22 protein-coding genes are annotated in these 19,729 nt (G+C 44.8%); 9 read left to right on the top strand and 13 right to left on the bottom strand.

What is annotated here, in order from left to right; genetic code table 11:
- Window positions 1-332 precede the first annotated feature (332 nt).
- The 5 genes from GO755_RS31515 to GO755_RS31495 form a co-directional block, all read right to left on the bottom strand.
- A complete protein-coding gene (locus tag GO755_RS31515; RefSeq protein WP_157589414.1) occupies window positions 333-1,205 on the bottom strand; it encodes a class I SAM-dependent methyltransferase in 873 nt (290 codons plus the stop codon).
- Window positions 1,202-2,350, bottom strand: a complete 1,149-nt coding sequence (locus GO755_RS31510) for a GNAT family N-acetyltransferase (protein WP_157589413.1) — start codon at window positions 2,348-2,350, stop codon at window positions 1,202-1,204. Before GO755_RS31510 ends, GO755_RS31515 begins: the two co-directional genes overlap by 4 nt.
- Complete coding sequence (locus tag GO755_RS31505; RefSeq protein ID WP_157589412.1) at window positions 2,344-3,129, bottom strand: prolipoprotein diacylglyceryl transferase family protein; 786 nt, start codon at window positions 3,127-3,129, stop codon at window positions 2,344-2,346. The genes GO755_RS31510 and GO755_RS31505 overlap by 7 nt, the downstream gene beginning before the upstream one ends.
- Before the next feature lie 130 nt (window positions 3,130-3,259).
- Window positions 3,260-5,098 (bottom strand): helix-turn-helix transcriptional regulator, encoded by a 1,839-nt coding sequence (locus tag GO755_RS31500; protein WP_157589411.1) that lies wholly within the window; start codon window positions 5,096-5,098, stop codon window positions 3,260-3,262.
- A 149-nt stretch (window positions 5,099-5,247) separates the two neighbouring features.
- Window positions 5,248-5,505 (bottom strand): hypothetical protein, encoded by a 258-nt coding sequence (locus tag GO755_RS31495; protein WP_157589410.1) that lies wholly within the window; start codon window positions 5,503-5,505, stop codon window positions 5,248-5,250.
- 348 nt (window positions 5,506-5,853) lie between these two features.
- On the opposite strand from GO755_RS31495, the gene GO755_RS31490 reads away from it, so the two are divergent.
- Window positions 5,854-6,081 carry a hypothetical protein gene (locus tag GO755_RS31490; protein ID WP_157589409.1) on the top strand — a complete coding sequence of 76 codons (228 nt, stop codon included), beginning with the start codon at window positions 5,854-5,856 and terminating at the stop codon, window positions 6,079-6,081.
- 44 nt (window positions 6,082-6,125) lie between these two features.
- On the opposite strand, the gene GO755_RS31485 is transcribed toward GO755_RS31490, so the two are convergent.
- Together GO755_RS31485 and GO755_RS31480 are read right to left on the bottom strand one after the other, a co-directional pair.
- Window positions 6,126-7,871: a beta strand repeat-containing protein gene (locus GO755_RS31485; RefSeq protein ID WP_157589408.1), complete on the bottom strand. Its 1,746-nt coding sequence runs from the start codon at window positions 7,869-7,871 to the stop codon at window positions 6,126-6,128.
- Between the two features lie 167 nt (window positions 7,872-8,038).
- Window positions 8,039-9,508 (bottom strand): hypothetical protein, encoded by a 1,470-nt coding sequence (locus GO755_RS31480; protein ID WP_157589407.1) that lies wholly within the window; start codon window positions 9,506-9,508, stop codon window positions 8,039-8,041.
- Between the two features lie 697 nt (window positions 9,509-10,205).
- Between GO755_RS31480 and GO755_RS31475 the strand changes: the two genes are divergently transcribed.
- The 4 genes from GO755_RS31475 to GO755_RS31465 are packed head-to-tail and all read left to right on the top strand — an operon-like array spanning window position 10,206 to window position 11,819.
- Complete coding sequence (locus tag GO755_RS31475) at window positions 10,206-10,520, top strand: hypothetical protein (RefSeq protein WP_157589406.1); 315 nt, start codon at window positions 10,206-10,208, stop codon at window positions 10,518-10,520.
- Between the two features lie 20 nt (window positions 10,521-10,540).
- The gene (locus tag GO755_RS31470) at window positions 10,541-10,876 is read left to right on the top strand and encodes a hypothetical protein (RefSeq protein WP_157589405.1); all 336 of its coding nucleotides are present in this window, start codon (window positions 10,541-10,543) and stop codon (window positions 10,874-10,876) included.
- Between the two features lie 52 nt (window positions 10,877-10,928).
- A complete protein-coding gene (locus GO755_RS42340; protein WP_449448585.1) occupies window positions 10,929-11,171 on the top strand; it encodes a DUF7683 domain-containing protein in 243 nt (80 codons plus the stop codon).
- 39 nt (window positions 11,172-11,210) lie between these two features.
- Entirely contained in the window at window positions 11,211-11,819 is a 609-nt protein-coding gene (locus GO755_RS31465) for a DUF3885 domain-containing protein (RefSeq protein WP_157589404.1), read from the top strand.
- Between the two features lie 641 nt (window positions 11,820-12,460).
- Here GO755_RS31465 and GO755_RS31460 read toward each other — a convergent pair.
- The 5 genes from GO755_RS31460 to GO755_RS31440 form a co-directional block, all read right to left on the bottom strand.
- Window positions 12,461-12,829, bottom strand: a complete 369-nt coding sequence (locus GO755_RS31460) for a hypothetical protein (RefSeq protein ID WP_157589403.1) — start codon at window positions 12,827-12,829, stop codon at window positions 12,461-12,463.
- A gap of 721 nt (window positions 12,830-13,550) precedes the next feature.
- Window positions 13,551-14,357: a Kelch repeat-containing protein gene (locus tag GO755_RS31455; protein ID WP_317165995.1), complete on the bottom strand. Its 807-nt coding sequence runs from the start codon at window positions 14,355-14,357 to the stop codon at window positions 13,551-13,553.
- A gap of 405 nt (window positions 14,358-14,762) precedes the next feature.
- Window positions 14,763-14,963: a hypothetical protein gene (locus GO755_RS31450; protein WP_157589402.1), complete on the bottom strand. Its 201-nt coding sequence runs from the start codon at window positions 14,961-14,963 to the stop codon at window positions 14,763-14,765.
- 6 nt (window positions 14,964-14,969) lie between these two features.
- Window positions 14,970-15,116: a hypothetical protein gene (locus GO755_RS31445; RefSeq protein ID WP_157589401.1), complete on the bottom strand. Its 147-nt coding sequence runs from the start codon at window positions 15,114-15,116 to the stop codon at window positions 14,970-14,972.
- A gap of 189 nt (window positions 15,117-15,305) precedes the next feature.
- On the bottom strand, window positions 15,306-15,443 hold the full coding sequence (locus tag GO755_RS31440) for a hypothetical protein (protein ID WP_157589400.1): 138 nt from the start codon (window positions 15,441-15,443) through the stop codon (window positions 15,306-15,308).
- Between the two features lie 198 nt (window positions 15,444-15,641).
- On the opposite strand from GO755_RS31440, the gene GO755_RS31435 reads away from it, so the two are divergent.
- From GO755_RS31435 to GO755_RS31425, 3 genes are read left to right on the top strand one after another with little or no spacing between them, the layout of a single operon-like run.
- A complete protein-coding gene (locus tag GO755_RS31435) occupies window positions 15,642-16,532 on the top strand; it encodes an SDR family oxidoreductase (protein WP_157589399.1) in 891 nt (296 codons plus the stop codon).
- Window positions 16,533-16,537: 5 nt separating this feature from the next.
- Window positions 16,538-17,464 carry an NAD(P)H-binding protein gene (locus GO755_RS31430; protein WP_157589398.1) on the top strand — a complete coding sequence of 309 codons (927 nt, stop codon included), beginning with the start codon at window positions 16,538-16,540 and terminating at the stop codon, window positions 17,462-17,464.
- Between the two features lie 17 nt (window positions 17,465-17,481).
- The gene (locus tag GO755_RS31425) at window positions 17,482-18,408 is read left to right on the top strand and encodes a helix-turn-helix domain-containing protein (protein WP_157589397.1); all 927 of its coding nucleotides are present in this window, start codon (window positions 17,482-17,484) and stop codon (window positions 18,406-18,408) included.
- Between the two features lie 183 nt (window positions 18,409-18,591).
- On the opposite strand, the gene GO755_RS31420 is transcribed toward GO755_RS31425, so the two are convergent.
- Window positions 18,592-18,744, bottom strand: coding sequence for a hypothetical protein (locus GO755_RS31420; protein ID WP_157589396.1), 153 nt, complete (start codon window positions 18,742-18,744; stop codon window positions 18,592-18,594).
- A gap of 201 nt (window positions 18,745-18,945) precedes the next feature.
- Here GO755_RS31420 and GO755_RS31415 point away from each other — a divergent pair, with 201 nt between their 5' ends.
- Window positions 18,946-19,644: a hypothetical protein gene (locus GO755_RS31415; RefSeq protein ID WP_157589395.1), complete on the top strand. Its 699-nt coding sequence runs from the start codon at window positions 18,946-18,948 to the stop codon at window positions 19,642-19,644.
- Window positions 19,645-19,729: the final 85 nt, after the last annotated feature.

The raw sequence follows: 19,729 nt of genomic DNA, 5'->3' as shown, positions 1-19,729 counted from the left end.
CTTGTAGCGCTGCTTAATTTTTGGCAGACTCTAATTTTAGATCTGTTTAAATATTTGATCCTACTTTTCTTTGACTTCTGGTTGAAACAAGTCAAAAAAAAGTAGGGGAAGAGAAGTGATTTAAGGCAAACGAGTCGCACCGATTCGGAAAAACTATCCTATGAGGCTAAGGAGTCTCATGTTGAAGCAGTTATCTACTGGACTACGAATCGACTTATGTCTAAAAAAGCCGTGAAACAAAATCCTGAACAACCTCTTTAATCATACGTTGACACTTATTGATAAATATCTGGCTACCAAAAAGTAACCGCCTTTCAGATCGCATACGGCGGTTAGTTCTCTACGCGGACGGCCTTGGCAAGTCCAAAAATTGGAAACAATGTAAACTGTCGTTGTCGGGGTTTTAGGTACTCAGTAGCGTAATCCAGTGGATTGATGTTGGCCAGCAATTGAAAGTGGCAGGAAGCTAAAAAGGTTGGTAGAGTCTCCGACGCCAGCCCCGACCGAAAGCTCTCTCCCCGATCATCTAAATACTTACGCATTCGTTTGGGATAACCTGTCTGCGTCGATTGTTGAATGAAGGACTGCTGGATGTAGCTAAACAGGATTTCGCTACCCATAGGAGCCATTTTCGCTAACTGAGCAAATAACTTTTCGACATCAGTTAAAGTCAAATAGCCCAACAAACCCTCCAGCAGAAAAAACACTGGTTTATCAAACTGGGGCAGGCAATCAGCCAGTTCTTTCTGATCGGCCAGATCTACCGGGATGAATTGATGACTAGGTCGCAAAGAAGAGCCTAATAAAGCCTGCTTACGAACTTGCGTATCGGGATGATCGACCTCATATACTGTACAGTTCGTTAGGCAAGTCAGCCGGAGCGGGCGTGTATCGTAGCCCGCTCCAATGATAACCAGCGTATCAATTCCCCTTGCCACAGCCTGCTCAATGTGTGCGTCGATCCACGCCGTCCGACAAATAAAATCAGCTACAACTGTCGGAAAATAACGGTCCAGCACCCACGTCAACCCGCGTTGAAGTGTTGGCATGCGTCTGCACATCCTCAGGATCGTTTGCAGGTACGGTTTCACAAATTGAATGGCATATTGATCATCCGCGATGCGTTTCTGTGCTGGAACGGTCGATTCAAGTGCCCGAATGAACGCTCCGGCATGGGCCGTATCGCTGGCGCGATTGGTTTTCATGGCGCCAGGGTTTCTTTTTTATGGTTATTAACTGTCATTTTCAGTACATACAAGAGGGGCTTAAAGAGCCATTTTTTGAAATGCAGTGAATAATAGGTATCCCGGGGAGACGCTCCGATCCGGCGTTTGGTTTCGTAGGTATTAGCCCCAAAATCGACATAATGAACACCGTGTCGAAGAGCTTCGGCTATGAGTTCGTAGTAGAGATTGAAATAAGCTCGTACGGCTGGTGCTCGTTCATAATCCAACCCGCAGATCTTAAAGAACCAGGCACCATTACTTTCAATCATGACCCCAAAACCGATCATGGTTTCTTTTTGCCAGATTGTCAGCACTTTTTTTCGGAGCGTTTGTACCTGATCCAGCGCGTCAAAATACGATTTACCAATGGGAATGGGCACTTCCATTTCGTCCCTTTGTGCATGGTAGGCACAGGTTGAATCGTACAATGCCATAATTTCTGCCTCAAACGGCGCTACGGTATCTCGCCACTGGAAATAACAACCAGCCTCTTCAAAGGTCCGTTTGTTTCGCCGAATGGTGTAGCGGGCGTTTGTACTTCGTTGCTGAACGTAGTGATTGAAGTCATCGAAAGGCAAATCCATAGCCATATTCGCCAGAAACGGAACCGTTGCTAACCCATCAATCTCCCGGCCATGCGCTTTTTTTACACATAACAGATCGTACGAACAGTTGGCCATCAGCCAATTCACAACAAATGATTCAACAACGTCTTGCTCTTCAGGCGTTAGGTCCACCGTGAAAACAATGCCCGGACGGTTGGCTAGTGGAATTTCTGCGAACAGAATTGTCAGGTAAAAGACCGACAAGCCCATCTGCTGAAGTCGCAGAAAAAAGGATTTCAGCGATGCCGGGAAATACCGCGCCAGATTCAGTTTATGAAGCGTGTGCGTCACGACAAAAGCGATGGGTTCATCCTGCCGATACACCTGATAAAACGTTTGCATAACCTGTGGTATACGAGCCACTTCCAATGCCTGACACCAATCGGCTATTGCGGCCCCAAATGCTTTGTCAGTGCCTGTCGTAATGGCCTCATATGGGGACGTGAGTTTTACAAAGCGCAGTTCCGATACCGTACTATTGGTTAATTTTTTCTGCCCAGAAGGTTGCTGGATTACCATACGATGAATAAAGCTAGGATAAAGATTGCCATACAGAATAGCTGCGCTTCTGAAAATCGCCCGTAACGTGGCCGGGCGCTACTCACCCGGAAAAAATCAAGTCCGAATCGAAGGGGACAATAAAACAGAAAGTATACACATAGAGATGTACCGGGAACTAGTTTCTGCTGTATGTGTAAATAGAGGATAAAAAGCCCAATGAGAAAACTGAAGAGCGCTTCGATCAACTGAGTAGGCAAGACCCGATCGCGGGGCGGGTGAGCTGCTTTAAATTGCCGACATCCGTGTACATCCCGAAAGTGATCGGCTGAGTACCAGACCCCAAAGGGTGAAGGTAATCCGTAACAGCAGCCACTAACGAAACAGCCCAGGCGGGAAAAAAACAGGTAAAATGGAACAATCAGCGCAACCAGATCGAATGCTTCTGCCAGATCGGCCCGAACGACCCACCGGATTATGGCGTAGTAGGTCGGCAGAATGATCAGAATGGTATCCTGAAGAAACGAGCGCGAGGCTGTGCCAAACCATACTTTCACCCTATCGCGCACCACTTTGTACACGACAAATACGGCTCCAAAAACACCCAGAAATGTAAAAAAGGGAAGCGACGAGGAATCACGTAGATACCAGAACGCAATCCCAAGCGATACCAGACGCCCTAGATCCGTTAACACAAAGTAGGGATGATAGGCGTAGGAGAAAACCTTTATCGGCTTAACCCCATTGGCCAAAGTATCCATACGGCTCTGAAGCACTTCGGTGAGTAGGGTATTCATCATGAGCTGGTTTGGTTAATTTAGGAGTGGGAAATTAACCAGTCTGCCAAAAACTCAATTTTTAGGACATGGACAAAAATCTGGACAAGGTATAATGTGCTGATTTTTAGATTATTGTAATGCTGATTTGGGGCTATTTTAAGAGTTTTGATAGGATGGAATGCCCATCGGTGCCTAATTTTTTACGTAAGCGATACGTCGCTTTGTGGATCGAGTCAGGAGAAATACCTAACATACGGCTCATTTGTCGGGTATTGATATTGAGTTTCGAGAGCGCTAACAGTCGCTCTTCGGCGGGGCTGATGTCGGTAATATGGGTTTTTAACTTCACAAAAAAACTCGGGTGTACTCGCTCGAACCGTCGTTGGAATTCTTCCCAATCATCATTAGTCAGTAGGCTGGAATTGAGTAAGCTTTGCTGCGCTTCAACAAACATATCCTGTTCATCACTTTCTTTCCGATTTTGCGACAGTCGTTCCAGATCAGTGTTCAACGTATCGATCAGGGCATCTTTTGCCTGTAGATTATCCATAAAAAGGGTTAAGTCGGCTTTGGCGCGTTGTAACTCGTCGTCAACGATCTGTTTGGCCAGTCGCATCGATTTTTCTTTTTCGTCATTGATCACCTGATCCTGTTGCCGTTTCGTGCGAACAAATCGGTATAGAGCAAAGAAAAACAGCGCGACTAACGCTAGTACAACCCCGGAAATCCAGAAGAGCAACTGTTGCGTTTTTTTCTGGGCATTGAGTTTATCTACCTCCGACTTGTGTTTCTCGATCAATAACTTGTCATTGGCTAAGTCTAATTGCTTGACATCGTAGCGTTTATTGATTCGTTCGCTGATTTTTAGTAAGCTATCCGAATAGGCGTATGCCAGTGGCAGGTTATGAATAACCTGATAGTATTGCCGGGCAACGTCATAATAATTTTGTCGATAAAACTCATTGTCCATATCGCTCCCAAACTCAGTTTTGAGGATCTTAAGCAGGGAAAGTCGTTTTGATTCACGAAGAAAATAAGCACAGCTATCGAGTTGCTGACGCATCAAATAGACTCTGGCCAATTTTACTGCCGTTGCGTAAGGCTGAGATCTGTCCTTGCCAAACTTCTTCCCCAATTCATAATCGATCCGAAATGCAATTAGGGCAGCGGTCAATCGATTTTGCTGTGTATATACGTTACCCAGATTCGTGTTGGCAATCCCAATCCACACTAAATCGCCGACAGAAGCAGCAACTTGTCGTGTTTTTTTGTAACACATTTCTGCCCTACGCAGATTATCAGAGTTGTTCGTCGGATCAATCTGGGCGTACGCCATACCCATTGTGTTGTGGGTCTGTATAGCCAGATTATCACTGAAAGCCGGGTAGCGGGCAGACTCCTTCAACAAACGGATCGCTTTCTCGTACTCTTTGAAATAATAATAGTTGAACGCCAGTTCGTAGAGATACCGGCTTATTTCGGGGATGTGCTCAAAGCCAATTATTCGAAATCGATTATCAGCCGCCAATAGGTATTCGAACGCTTTGCCATACTCTTCATTGATGAAGTAATATTCTCCGGCAAAGTGCTGACACACAGCGGCAATTTGTGGATCGCTGTTCTGTTCGGCTTTCTGGCCCACCGCTAAAAACAATGCTGCTTTCTGGCCGTTATTGAGATCGCTATTTTTGGCGTATGTATCTTTTATAAACTGGCTATACCGGCACAGTTGCTCATCGCCCACCTTTTCACCAATACCATCAATCGTATTAAGAAGCCGAAAGGCAGCAGCCTGATTTTGGGTAACAGCCGAACAGGTGTCGAAGTAATTGAGAATCAGTATCACCCGATTGGCGGGCGTTGCTTTTTCTAGTTTCTGCAGAAATGGATCAGCTGATGCCACGTATGAAATGAGCAGACACAAAAAAACACCGATTCCATTCGAGTTGAGCAGCGACAAGCCCGTGAAGGATCGGTTAGAAGGGTTCATAGTTGGGTAAGCCTGTTCCTTACACAACTCAAAAATAGCTAAATATCGCTTTGAGACTATACCTAGCTCAGTCCAACAATTGCCTTTGCAGCAAACTGACTGACCTTACTTGTCAATAAAAAATTGGCCCATGAAAATATCTGACATATCTACCGAACGGAGGCTGGCTCTTTCGACGCCGTTTGTAAATACGTAGTAAAGAAGATCAGCATTTCGGTATACAGTCGGCCATCCAGACCGGCTAGTCTATTGATATGGGTGCCATTGTATTCTTCGGCAATATGCTTGATCCCCAAGGTGAGATCCACCCGCGTTACCTGCGGACCGACGGCAACACAGCCGGAATAGGTGCCTATTAAGCCATTACTTTTATAAACTTTTATCGCATCCGTTGTGAAAGAAAGCAAAGGGAACAGGCTGAAAAAGATTGTTTTTTCAGCCTGCATTTTCTACACTACCTACACAGACGGTCTAAATTTTTAGTGGGAGGTACAGCTAGATTATTTGCTCATGTCCCTAATTCCTCGCACCTTCATGGCTGGACACAAAAAAAGCCAGCCCTTCCTAGGCTGGCGATAATCGAACAAATCAACGGAACCAGAAAAGAATGAACCGAAGGGTATCCTGAATAAGCCCTATCTAATCGCCATAATCGTGACTTTGATAGTAATCTGCATAGCGCTGGGATATTACGTAGGGCTAAAGAGATAACAAAAAAAGCTGGCTGGGAAAAGACTCACGTAACCCTTACTCACATGGAAAGCTTAGATTTGGCGCTCACTCAAAAAAAGCAGGAGGTCGCCGATTATATAAATTACCTGGATAGTGTCATCATTGACCTATTGAAAGCACACCACTTAATTCAAGAAGATCCGCATCCAGATGACGAATCAAATGCCCTACTAAAGCCCCTTTCCGATGGGGCAGCTTACTATACCCGATTGAAGCAGGAGCAAGAGAGGTATTTCGAGACATTAAAATAAAGAGCCAGCCGAGAGATGGCACAGTTCTTTACTCATTTGCCGAATTACTTCCGGCTTACAATCTGTTTCAACAACTGCTCTAGTTCGATCTGCTTTTGCTCCAATGCCTGTAGCTTCTGCTGATCCTGTTGACTTTGTTGTTTTACGAACTGTAATTCTTCCGTCTGCTGCCGATTCGCTTTCTCTAACTGAATACTATACAGGGTCAACTCTTCAATCTTTTCCAATAATTTAGCATCGGTCTGTTGAAGATCATTGCCCTGCTTGACCATCTCCTTAGCCGAGAGAATGCCCGGTAGATGTTCGTGCTTAGTGATGTACTGTTCTACTTCTGAAAGTGGTTTGAGACTATACCCTGGTTTAAATACATAGTCACTCCACTCGCTGGAGTTCTTCACAGCCACTTTTACTTTCTCAGTTAGAATACCCTGCTCCACCACCAATTTATAACCAGCTGGAGCTTTCAGACCCTGACCAATCACTACACTGCCCGGATTGGTGTTCTGAAGCTGATCCCCTGAAACCGACCAGGACTCTGCCGCCAAGCGAGCCGATCCATTGGTACTACCCAGAATCACATTGCCACTGCCATCGACGGTGAGAAACTTAGTCTGATTCAACGCCGTTGCGGGCGTGCTACTGGTCAGATTCTCCAGCCGTAAGCCCGAACTATTGGCGACACCACTGGTCAGATGCAGTTTGGCCGAAGGAGCCGTGTTGCCAATGCCTACATTGGCCCCTGATCCTAAGATTAGGCTATTACTAGCTGATACCTGAGCGCCGTAGCCAAGGGTCGTCGCGTTCTGAAGATTTGGATTCGAGGATGAGACGCCTGACCTGGACCCAATGAACGTATTGCTGCTGCCCATCTGACTCAGCGTGCCAGCGCCATCCCCCACGAACGTGTTATATGCGCCCGTGGTATTGGTACCTCCCGCATTATTTCCGGTAAATACATTACTAAAGCCTGTGGTATTGGAATACCCCGAATGATAACCTGTGAACACATTATTGCCGCCTGAGGTATTACCATACCCTGCCCCATCGCCAGTAAACACATTGTTAGAGCCGTTCGAATTATACCCTGCCTCAGTACCCGTGTACACATTATGCGATCCTGTAGTGTTGCCACGGCCTGCTCCAGTGCCACTAAACATATTATACGATCCTGTGGTGTTATAATACCCGGCATAAGCGCCCGTAAACACGTTACTACTGGTTGTCGTGTAATACCCGGCATAAGCGCCAGCAAACACGTTATTAAACCCAGTGGTGTTGGTTTTTCCCGCCTGATGCCCCACAAATACATTATCCCCACCTGTGGTGTTATTATACCCTGCCGTATAGCCCGTAAATACATTATCGGAGCCAGTGGTATTGAAATATCCTGCATTCGAGCCAGTAAACACATTGTAAATCCCACTGGTGTTACTCTCTCCCGCGAAAGCGCCCGTAAAGACATTATTATTCCCAGTGGAATTGCTAAGACCAGCTGCCCGACCCAGAAACGTATTGGAACCACCGGATGTGGTACTTTCCCCGGCATCCACCCCAAAAAAGCTATTGAATGAACCTGATGTCAACGAAATACCTGCATTGTAACCTGTCACCGTGTTGCGGTTGCCTGTTATATGGCCACTAGCCCCCGCTCCTGGCCCTACCAGTGTGTTAAAGGTGCCATAGACAGATGAGTTGGAATTGTTGGAAGAGTTCACCACATAGTTGCCCTGAGCCAGCAGCAGGCTGGGCAGCAACAGGAAAGGAATACCAAGAATGAAGAGCTTAGCCATAAAGCAGTTGATTAGGATGAGAAGAAGTTTCTTCTAATTGACTCAATATCAGACACTATATCAATGTTTTAATGGCATTTTAATCTGGTTTTGAGCAAGTGGTTAATAAAAAAACGCCCTGCTTATTAGTCAAGGCGTTCGATCCTCCTAGGGGTATATTGACAAGACTACTTCTTTCCCAGTAGTTGCTTGAGGAGTTGTTCTAACTGATCGATTCGTTCTTCCTGTTTCTGGGCTTTCTTATCCTGCTCAATGCTATATAAAGTTAGCTCCTCCACTTTCTCCAACAGTGTCGCATTCATTTTTACAAGGTCAACACCATCATGTACTACCTGCTCAGCGGAGGGTAAACCAGGCAAATGTTGATTGGCATCGATGTACTTCTTTACCTCAGCTAAGGATTGCAAATTGTAGTCCGGTGCAAATACCTTATCACTCCATTCACTGGCGTTGTTGATGCGGAGTTGATACCTCGCTTTGATTACATCGCCTTTTTCGTTGACAGTTAGGAATTGATCGGTGGTTCGGTTGGTTGGGCTGGCTGTAGTCAGGTTCGTTAACGTTAAGCCACTTGTATTGGGTGATGGACTGACCACTTCTAAACGGTTAGTAGGTGCTGAGGTGCCAATGCCCACATTGACCTGATTCCCTAAGATCAGGGCATTACTGGCGGCTACCCGGCTGTTAGCACCGATGGCGATGGCATTTTGTAAGCCATCGTCAGCTTGGCTATTATAGCCCATCAGTATGTTATCATCACTAGTGGTAATGGCTGTGCCCGAATTAGGGCCGATAATGATGTTGTTGGAGCCGGTCGTGTTATTAAAGCCTGCCTGATAGCCTACAAAGGTATTATTGCTGGCGGAGGTGTTACTATAGCCTGCTTGATAGCCTACAAATGTATTATTGCCGCCTGCTCCATTTTGAAAACCCGTCGCAAAGCCAAGGAATGTATTGTTACTAGCCTTGTTGTCAAACCCCGAAGATTGACCAAGAAACACATTATTATTGCCTGTTCTGCTATATTCCCCGGCGGCATTGCCGATAAAAACATTCGAATTGCCTATGCTGTTGGCCACCCCAGCATAGGCGCCCATAAATACATTCGAGCCCCCGGTGGCGTTGGCATAACCGGCATTGGCGCCCATAAATACGTTATTGGAACCTGATGTATTCGAATAGCCTGCATAATAGCCCGCAAACATATTCAGAGCCCCTGTCGTATTACCGTACCCCGCGTAACTACCGGTAAATACATTTTCAAACCCAGAGGTATTAGTATACCCCGCGTAAGCGCCCGTAAAGACATTTTCATATCCTGTAGAGTTTGTCAGTCCAGCTGACCGACCAACGAACGTATTATAACTGCCCGATGTCGTATTTTCCCCGGCGTCCACCCCAAAAAAACTATTTAAGGAACCTGATGTCAACGAAATACCTGCATTGTAACCCGTGACTGTATTCCGATTACCTGTCACATGGCCACTATTGCCCGCTCCTGGGCCAACAAACGTATTAAAGGTGCCGTAGGTGGCGGTGTTGGAGGTAGTCCCACTATTAGCCACATAATTGCCTTGGGCTAATAACAGGTTAGGAAGCATTAGAAGAAGAATACTGAAAATGGATAGCTTAGTCATAAACGGGCTACTTAAGGTGAGAAGATAAATTGACCTAATTGATTCACTATCAGGTTGCAAATTAATTTATTAATGGTACTTCAATTCACCTTTTTAGCAACTGGTAAACAAGGGATGAACGCCAACAAAGGCCAGTCCTTCACAGAGCCAGCCTTTGTTGGTTAAGCATGTCGAACCCGATTACATCTAATTTAGCCGCCTGACATCCTTGATCGATGCGGCATAAAATGCTACTCCTATTTCATCAATCAAGTTCAACTAGTCAACTTATCCCTCTCGAGGATCGGCAAGAAGGGTACATTTTTCCAACCGACTCGCTTCCAGCCTTCGCCAGGCTTTAAGAAATTGTTTCCGCTCCTGGGTAATTGGGTGGAATCATTCACCCATCAGGCAGCCATATAAATAAAATAATTCCATTTTCGTACTATTCTAGGAACTACGAAAATAGAGCTGGCTAAAAATGCACAACTATGAAACTTAAGGCAGGAAAGTAGAGTAAAATGGGTGCCGGTTCTCGTACTTTAAAAAGAAAAGTACGAAATTGGATAATAGCGATATTAAAACGTAAACCGTTCTTTTCTTGCCACAAGGCAGGGTAGTTTTACTGAATCCTGTCAGCTCATTGGCAATCGTTATATTCAGCTATATTTCGGCTTATAAACATACCGTAGATTTTACAACAAAAACAGGTTGATTTATGACCGTTCATGAACGCCAAGAGCTAAAGGAAATGATCGAATATGAGATAGGAGGGCAAATCCCCGAAAACCCCATTTTCTTTGATGACCTAGGAATCGGCGGTGATGACTGTATAGAATTAATGCACCGTATTGCGGTTAAGTATGGGATTGAGATGACTAGCTACAGCCCGCGGCACTACCACGAAACCGAACAGGAGGCTGTTATGTGGCCCTTCGTAAAAGTTGACCGTCCTTTCAAGGAATTTGATTTTAATCATTTGATCGATGTTATTGATCAAAAAAGATGGTATGAACCTAATCCATCAGCCTAACATATAGCCAATTATACAACATGAAAAATGGGTCAATAGCCTATCCAAATAAGATTTGTCAAGTGGACAATGGTGGATTGACTATATCAGTTAAAAAGCAAGAGACACGAATCGAATGGAGTGAAGTAAAGAGTCTAGTAGCCTTCAAAGTGGATAAGCTAACCTATGATTCGATTTGCATACAGGTCGACTATGGCCAAAATCGATCTGTAGTCGCTTTAGAAGAAACAGAAGGTTGGGAAATCTTGGTAAGAGGTGTAAAAGCCAACTTTCCTTCAGTGAATCCAACTTGGGATATAGATATAATTCAACCGCCTTTTGCTGAAAATTTTACTGTACTCTATAAAGGAGATTAGATTATTCTTCAGCTGTTAATTGCTATTAGTTTATAACGCCAATTATAAAACTATGAAAATACAGAGGCTAATAAGTTGGTATAATAAGAGTACTGGGGAGTTAGAAGGAGAATTCAACGTTGATCATATTCCACTCACCTATCTAAGAAAGCTTTTTAATCCCCCTCCAAAAGATCCGTTATTATATCACCCTTATACTATTCGCCATTTTCAAGCAAAACGTTTAACTGGTCTAGCAAAAGTCAAATTCAACTTAGATCAATATGACTATGAACTAGAATGTTTTCAAGCATAGTTTTACGTAATGCCACTTATACAACAAGAAAACTGCTAAATGACACCCAGTCAATTTGAGGGAATTTGGACCTCTAAGTACCCCTTAACGCCACCGATCGCTTACCTTTTGAGAGATGCTTACCCAGAACGTTGGTTCAGAATCCATAGCTTACCAGAATCGAAAAGATACCCTGAGGATGAGTCAGACTGGAGTATTTTGTTAGACCGCCAAAACTCACTCATTAGCGATCTGTTGGGAAATAATTCCGATGTTTTGCTTGTGGCAGGAGAATATGCCTTCGACTCAAATAATGGGCATGTATGGGAGTTTTCACCAGTTGATTCAATCCATCATTTGCCGTTCACAGAATTAAAGCCTGTACCTCTAGAGACACTAAATACCGAAAGAAATCTGAATGAATTTAAGCCAGGTGAGTTTTATAGACTTGTTTTCAGTACGATACATTGGCAATCGTCCACTTGGGATAAACTTTTAAAAGAGATAGCCTATGATGAATTAAGAGCCTTTTTTATCTCTATCGCTAATGAACTCATCATTGCTCCCTACGACGGAGGAATAGACATAATTCTAAAAGATGAACCTACTCGGAATATCTATAAAACCAAGTATAAAGATTGGTTGTCAATTCATGAAAGTGGATTGTAATTTTTAAAGAATGAGGTCCGTATAAAATGAAATTACATTCTGTTTAATTTCCATTAACATAAATTTAGTTATACAATAGGTATCGGTAAAAGCCAATAAGCATTACAGATTTTAAGTCGTTTGAATTTGTATTTATTACTCATATCGAGTCAGCAGCATGAAGCAAATCTTCAATTGGTTACGGCGTTACTGGATCAAGTTTATCTATTTACGTTCTGCTGACTTCGCGAAGGATCAGCCTATAGACAGTCAGTCTAATGAAAGAGTAGAACCGCCTGTGCAAAGGATTTACTACAGCACTCCTCTTAGAACTTACTCCGGTTATATCGACAAAGGACGTATCATAAAAACCAAAAACAGTCGATCCTAATCAGAAGCTTCTTTTTCTGTTACTTGTTAGGATTTGTAGGCATTTGGTTTTTCAACAGCCACTGGCAATATGTTTACCAAAAGCCTATAACCGACGAAATATAACTGAAGTGGTTTTTCGTACTTTGGGAAGTAAAGTACGAAAAGGAATAATGACATAATCAAACACAATTGTTCATTCGGTTAAATTGGGTTGATGTACCATTGGGTAATGCCCCAGGGGAAGTGAAAAGGAAATAATCATCAGGATGGTAGGAGAATAAACAATTCGTTTATCTACAACTAGCTTTTGCCAGGCTTGTTATGGTGATAAAAGGAGGGGGATTACACAGGATATATGCCCGTTGAGGGTAGCCTCCTACCCGGTACTGAAAGTAAAAAGTAGAATCATCCTGAGTGAGTACAGTACTGGGTAAGTTCTTAAAAATCAGCGTGTCGAGACTGGCAACTACACGACTCTGACAAATCTGGGAGTCAGTACGTTTCCACTCTTTGCCAATAGGCGTACCATCAAGTATCTGGATGACCACGCCTTCGCAATAGGCCGTCAGATACCTGCCTTTCACGCATGGTTGATCGACTGACTCAGGCTTGGTACAGCTGAGTAAAGCGAGCAGGAATAAATTGACCCAGATTCGCATAAGGCAGGTTTTAGGCTATAGACCCGAATGCTGCTTTAAGAGTTGCCAACAACCCCTACTTTGTTGTATAAGGTAGATGGGTTGCCTTGTATTCTGTCTAGTTCCGTAATTCAAAGTCGGTAAGCCACTATGATTATACTATGTAAAAATGACCCAAATTAGTGAGATATGACTATACATAATGATCTTAAAAATAGCTAACTACTTCTTACTAATTGAGGTCAAATCTATTGACCAGAAATAGGCCACACCATTAGTAATACATGGCGGCCTAAGATCACCACTGACTGAGTACCCATACTCTCCATCTTTGGAAGTGGGTAAACCAGAAATATTAGACGTATCACAAGGGAACAGTTCTCTGTATGCAACCTTACTGTAGTCAATATCTTTCAGGAGCAAGGTTCTACGTTCAGTGATTCGGGCGGTCATATCTTTTACAACTACAGAAGCTTTACCCTTACAGTCGCAGTTATCAGCAGAAATAAACGGATTTTCTGTCGTCCCCTTAGTGCAACTGATCCAAACAAATAGACTCACGACAGCTATTATTTTTCTCATCTTGTAAATTTTATAACAAGACTTGTTCCACCTTGAAACGGTTGTTTTTGGGTATTGTATATTGGCTATATGTTAACCTTAGTCAAAATAACTTATAGTTTTACCGCTATGAATAAACTGTCTAGATATACTAATGGGCTTAATTAAAAGATAATACTAACTAAGGGATATCTTGAGGAATACTCGGATCAAACTCGAATAGATCATTGTAGAGTGAGCCCGATGGAGTGCCCCCCATCGTAATATAACCTTTTGTACCCAAACTGAATCCAAAGCTATTAGCACGATAGCTCCCTTCAAAGACGCCCCGTGTACTCCATAGATCCGTCACTGGATCATATTCCCAAACTGATTTGTCCGTGTTATTGCTCAAGCAGACGTAGCCTTTACCATTGATGGCAAAGCCGACCCCATCACGTCCCTTAAGATAGCTCTGGTCAGTGGTTAAGTCATGCTTTCTGAGCCATAAATCGCTGATTGGGTCATAGGCCCACCAGTCGTTTAAATTCTCTCCTTGATTAGACCCGGTACCTATATAAGCCAGCGTACCGATCACGATGGCTACAGCGCCCACCCGTACCGGGCCAGTATAGGTGGTCATTTTCTGCCAGCTATCTGTATCGGGATCATAGGCCCACAAATCCTTGGCATTATGCAAATCATCCCCTAAGCCGACATAGCCTTTAGCCCCAATTGTAAAACTAATGGCGCTCAGCCGAGCAGTGCCCCCAAAATCGGCAATTCGACGCCATTGATTGGTGATGAGGCTATATTCGTAGAAGTCGTTAAGTCGATTCCCATAGGCATCCATCCCTAGCCCAATATAGCCTTTATCTCCTATCGCGAAGCCCACTCCACCCCAACGGGCGGGGCCTGGAAAACTAGCCTTCTCGACCCAAGCGTTCTTGATTTGGTCGTACGCCCAAAAGTCATTCAGCAAATTATATTGGCTACTACCGGTACCCACAAAGGCTTGTCTGCCGATCGTAAAGCCAGTGGCGGCAGTGCGGGCGGGTCCTTCGAAAAGGGCGCTTAGTTTCCAATCTCCTAATATACTTATAGGATGATATCGTTGACAACACCAAGCTATCAACCCTAGCAAGGGCAGCCATCCAAGCAGCGGCCAATGTATGGCCAAAAATGAACGGTGTCTACCTGATTTGAAAGTCTGGTTAGTCATAAAAAGAGAGCAGCTCTTGAACATGCAGCAAAGAGGACTCTTGGGGGTGACAATTGGTTGTAACAGCAAACAGGGATCGGTTTGATGGCATCGAAGACAAATCTTTAAGACATAAGCCATTGGGCACCGATTCGGCAAAGAAACCCGAATCTATTTTGACGCATTCATCTTTAACGTTTAGTCCTCTGCCGATTATACCCCATTTGGCCCGTCAGCCACTTTCTTGACATGATCAGGTGATACGACTTTCACAATGGAGCTGCCATCGACTTTAACTTTTAGTCTGCCCGAGGGCATCCAGGCCAAAACCGTTGCTTTTTCATAACCTCGCAAATAGCCTCTCACCATCTTATCAACACTGACCCGATCACCGGGTGAAATGACTGGATTCATAGTTGTTCAGATTATGGCCAATACCTCGTCTAGCATGGGCATAATTTCCCACACCAGCTGACTATTGAGCTGGTCAATTAGGGCTTGCACATTACCCGCCGTCGTGAGATCAATTTTTTCTTGGTCAGGCGAACGGACATGGCTATTCCACATTTGTGGTCAAGTAAAGCTCCCCAGGACGTAATCTTTTTACGTTGACAAACATTAAATTGTGTGGCAGCGTTTTCCCTTCTGGGCCGGTAGCTTACAATATTAGCTTTACCTGGTAGCTATAGTCTTGACTGTTAGTTATAACCTTAGTTATCATTTAGTGTAGTGAATGGTTAGTTCAGTCAGGCCACATTAAGTTGATGTGGCTTCCACCTCATCAATATGCCACCCTTTGGTTAGCTCACAGCCGCAGTAAGCACACTTGTCGCCAAACTTATCGACGCCGGTTAGCCCGCCAGAAATGATTTTGGTTACCCAATAAGCCTCCATAGTTGACTAGTTAGGACATAACTCCCCTCGGCCCCGAATCAACTTCGATGTCTTGTTACTCGCTCTGCAACAGGCTAACCTCAACGATTTTGGTGTGCCTTTGACCGTAATCACGATTTCGGCTAAATCAAAAGCAGATTTGGATAAATTGGTTTGACTGGCATCGGAGATCTTTGTATCAACAAGATAAGATCAATTATGCGCGTATTTGTCACAGGAGCCACAGGCTTCATAGGTACTGCCATTGTGCAGGAATTAATTAGCGCCGGTCACCAGGTAGCAGGACTGGCGCGCTCGGAAGCATCCGCTAATAAGCTTATCGAAGCAGGTGCTGAGGTTCATAGGGGTGATCTGGAAGACCTGGAAAGCCTTCGAAGCGGTGCCGCTCAGGCTGATGGTGTAATTCATGCCGGATTCATCCATGACTTTACCCGATTCAAGGAAGTATGCGAGGTGGATAAAGTAGCTATTGAAACCATCGGCGAAGTGCTGGCCGGCTCCGACCGTCCTTTTATCGTTACCTCCGGCACCGCACTGGTCAGCCCGGGCAGACTGGCTACTGAAGATATCATCCCACCCTTCAACCCGGCGTGGCCGCGGGCTTCTGAGCAAACAGCCGATGTCGTAACCGCACGGGGTGTCCGTGCAGCAGCTATCCGTTTATCGCCATCGGTGCATGGCGACGACGATAAGCATGGTTTCATACCGATCCTGATCAATATTGCCCGTGAAAAAGGCGTTTCTGCCTATATCGGGAATGGATTCAACCAATGGAACGCCGTGCACCGGCTGGATGCCGCCCGTTTATTTCGGCTGGCATTAGAAAACGCTGAACCGGGTGCTCGTTATCATGGTTCCGCCGAAGAAGCCATCACGGTCAAAGCAATCGCTGAAGCCATAGGTAACCAGCTCAATATCCCGGTAAAATCAATAGCGCCTGAAGCCGCTGCCGAGCATTTCGGCTGGTTTGCACACATGGCCGCGATAGACTGCCCAGCGTCGAGTAAGTTGACCCAGGAACGTTTAAACTGGCACCCAACTCACTCAACATTGCTTGCCGATATAACGAATGGCGTTTATACTCAGTAAAAGGTATGAAAATTATCGTAACTGGTTCCTTAGGGAATATCAGCAAACCGCTGACTGAACTACTAGTGGCCCAAGGACATGCGGTCACTGTAGTCAGCAGTGATCCAAAAAAACAAGCGGCTATCGAAGTTCTGGGCGCAACACCGGCCATCGGCTCAATTTCCGATGTTGCCTTCCTGACAGATACGTTTAAAGATGGTGATGCAGTTTATGCCATGATTCCGCTGAGTTTTGCCGAACCAGATCTGGGTGACTATTTACGTCGGATGGCTCAGAATTATGCGCAGGCACTAAAACAGGCCAGAACCAAACGTGTCGTTGTGATGAGCGGCTGGGCGGCAGATTTGGTCAGCAGTGAAAACGTAGAACACGTTTTTGATGACCTCCCCGCTTCCCTCACAATCATGCGGCCTGCGGCCTTTTATACCAACTTCTACCAGTCCATGGACCTGATCAAAGGCAAGGGGCTGATCGGAAAATTCCTGACACTGCGTTATTCCGGGTTGTGGGCTTTGCTGACCGGGAAGACTGGCCTACTAATGGGGAATTATGGCGGGGACGACCGGATTGTGTTTGTCTCGCCAAAAGATATCGCCGATGCGGTAGCAGAAGAATTGTTGCTGAATCCCGAAAAAACGACTATTCGTTACGTGGGTAGTGAGGAAATGACCTGTAACGAAGCCGCCAGAATCATCGGTACTGCGGTAGGCAAGCCCTGGTTAAAATGGGCCCTGCTCTCGGACAAGGAAATGTTGCGGGGCCTGAAGATGGCCAAAGTTCCGGAAAAACTGGCCGAGACTCTGGTAGAAATGCAGGCGGTCATGCATAGTGGTAAAGCCCTGGCGAATTTTCACCGGAACCGGCCCAAAATGGGCAAAGTAAAACTGGCCGATTTCGCCAAAGAATTTGCCAAAGCATACGATGGAAACTAGTTATATTTATCGGGCCTATGAACAACCACCAGCTATTTCGTTTCAGCACGATCACCGAATATCACCGGGCCGCGGGCCTGCCCAAGCCGGCGCACCCGCTGATCAGCGTTGTCCATATGGACGATATTACACTGCCTATCGCCGAAATTCCTTTCAGCCTGATCTATGACTTTTATTCGATTTCTCTGAAAAAGGTGCAGCACGCCAAATTCAAATACGGACAGCAATCTGGTGACTTTGACGAAGGTGTATTATTCTTCATGTCCCCCGGACAACTGTTTGGTATCGATACCCCAATCGATACCAGTGCGGTGCATAGGCCAGAAGGCTGGATGATTCTGATCCACCCCGATTTTCTATGGAACACACCGCTGGCGAAAACCATTAAACACTATGAGTTCTTTAGCTATTCCGTATATGAAGCCTTGTATCTTTCCGATAAGGAAGAGACCATGCTCACCGCAATTGCGAATCAGATAGAACAGGAATACAATTCTACTATTGACCGATTCAGTCAAAGCGTGATCATCGCGCAACTGGAGCTATTTCTGACCTATTCAGAACGATTTTATCAACGCCAGTTCATTACCCGAAAAAGTGCCAGCCATGAGCTGCTAACGAGGCTGGAGGATTTCCTGTCGGGTTATTTCAACAGCGGCATACTGGCCCAACAAGGCCTGCCAAGCGTTACGCATATCGCCGAGGTTTTAAACATCTCACCGGGTTATCTCAGCAGCCTGCTCAAATCCTTAACCGGGCAGAGCACACAGCAGCACCTACACAATAAATTGATTGAACTGGCCAAGGAAAAGCTGTCAACCACTACTCTTTCGGTCAGCGAGATTGCCTATGAGCTGGGGTTTGAACATTTGCAGTCGTTCAGCAAACTCTTTAAGACCAAGACCAACGTTTCGCCACTTGAGTTTCGCCATTCGTTTAATTAGTTACCGGATGATGCCTTTCATCAATAACCAAACCTCTAAAAACATAGCCCTTTCCACCCGGTTGGGGCTTTAAATGTCGTCTTAAGTGACCTTTTAGCACCAAGTTTAGTCATAGTAGCAAGTAAAAAAAATATACGTGAATTTGATCAGCCGTCGTCTACTTAGGTGTCGGCTGATTTCATATCAAAAAATACCGACTCGATCCGGGTCGGTATTTTCTTTTAGCCACTCCCGGCCCCGCGTAGCCAGACTGATGAAGGTTGGCACTCGCGACCGAACGCTTTTGACGCCCCAATAGATGGATGTCTGGTAATCTGAACGTTTTGTACTCGTCAATAGAAATTGAAAATAGTTTGATTGAAACGAATCAATTAGACTTACTTATTCGTGGCATATCAGATATAGAGCGTTATCAAACCTTAACGATTAATGAACTGTCGATTTTTTATCGCTCTTCTAGTAGTAGTAACTAGCGCTTGCAGGAACGATTTACCGGCTCCCAACACAAATCAAAACCAGATAAGTAAGATTATCGAAATGAGATATCTGCCTGATCAGCAGTTCGCTGCCAAATCATCAAAACCACCTATCCTCTATCAGGGCACGTCTTATTATTATGTCGGGAGCCTTGAACGAATCTACCGCTATGACGACCAGGGAAGACTGATTTTGGACAAGAAAACTGCTTCTGATGATCCGTCTGGATATGGTACCGAAAATTATTCCTATATCTATGCAGGCGACAAGGTTTTTAAGGCAGGTACTCAGGGCAACGATACGCTCATCCTTAATCAGTTGGGATACGCTATCCCCAGCTTTTACCTGAACAAAAAGACGATCTATGGCTATGATCAGGCGGGTTATTTACTTCGAAGACAGAATCTTTATACGACACTCGTCCAGGTCATAAAAAACCACAATGTAGAGAAGCAGGTGAATGTTTATGAATCTGGCAGCGACACGACCCAATTTGACTATAATTTAAACTACCCAGCCTTATTCGACCCTCGCGCTTTATTTAATGAAGGAAGAGGATCAACTAACTTGTTGACCAAATCGACGACTCGTTATGTGTATACCTTTTCTCAATCAAACCCTCCAGCCATAGTTTCTACCAGCTATACCTATCTGTTTGACGAACAAAAACGAGTCACTCGTCAGATTTTATTTCAAACTAACACGGTTGAGGGTTATCTACCTGTCTTGACGATTAAAAGCTTCACTTATAATGACTGAGTTGGAGTAAATCAAAAAGTCCAGCTTAGTAAATGAATACTCCCGAAAGATGGCAGACTGGAAACTCCATAAATTGAAGACAAAA

This window comes from Spirosoma arboris (assembly GCF_009754945.1).
GTDB classification, from domain to species: Bacteria; Bacteroidota; Bacteroidia; order Cytophagales; family Spirosomataceae; genus Spirosoma; species Spirosoma arboris.
The sequence above is the reverse complement of the archived record's forward strand: the minus strand, read 5'-3'. Positions and strand labels throughout refer to the sequence as shown.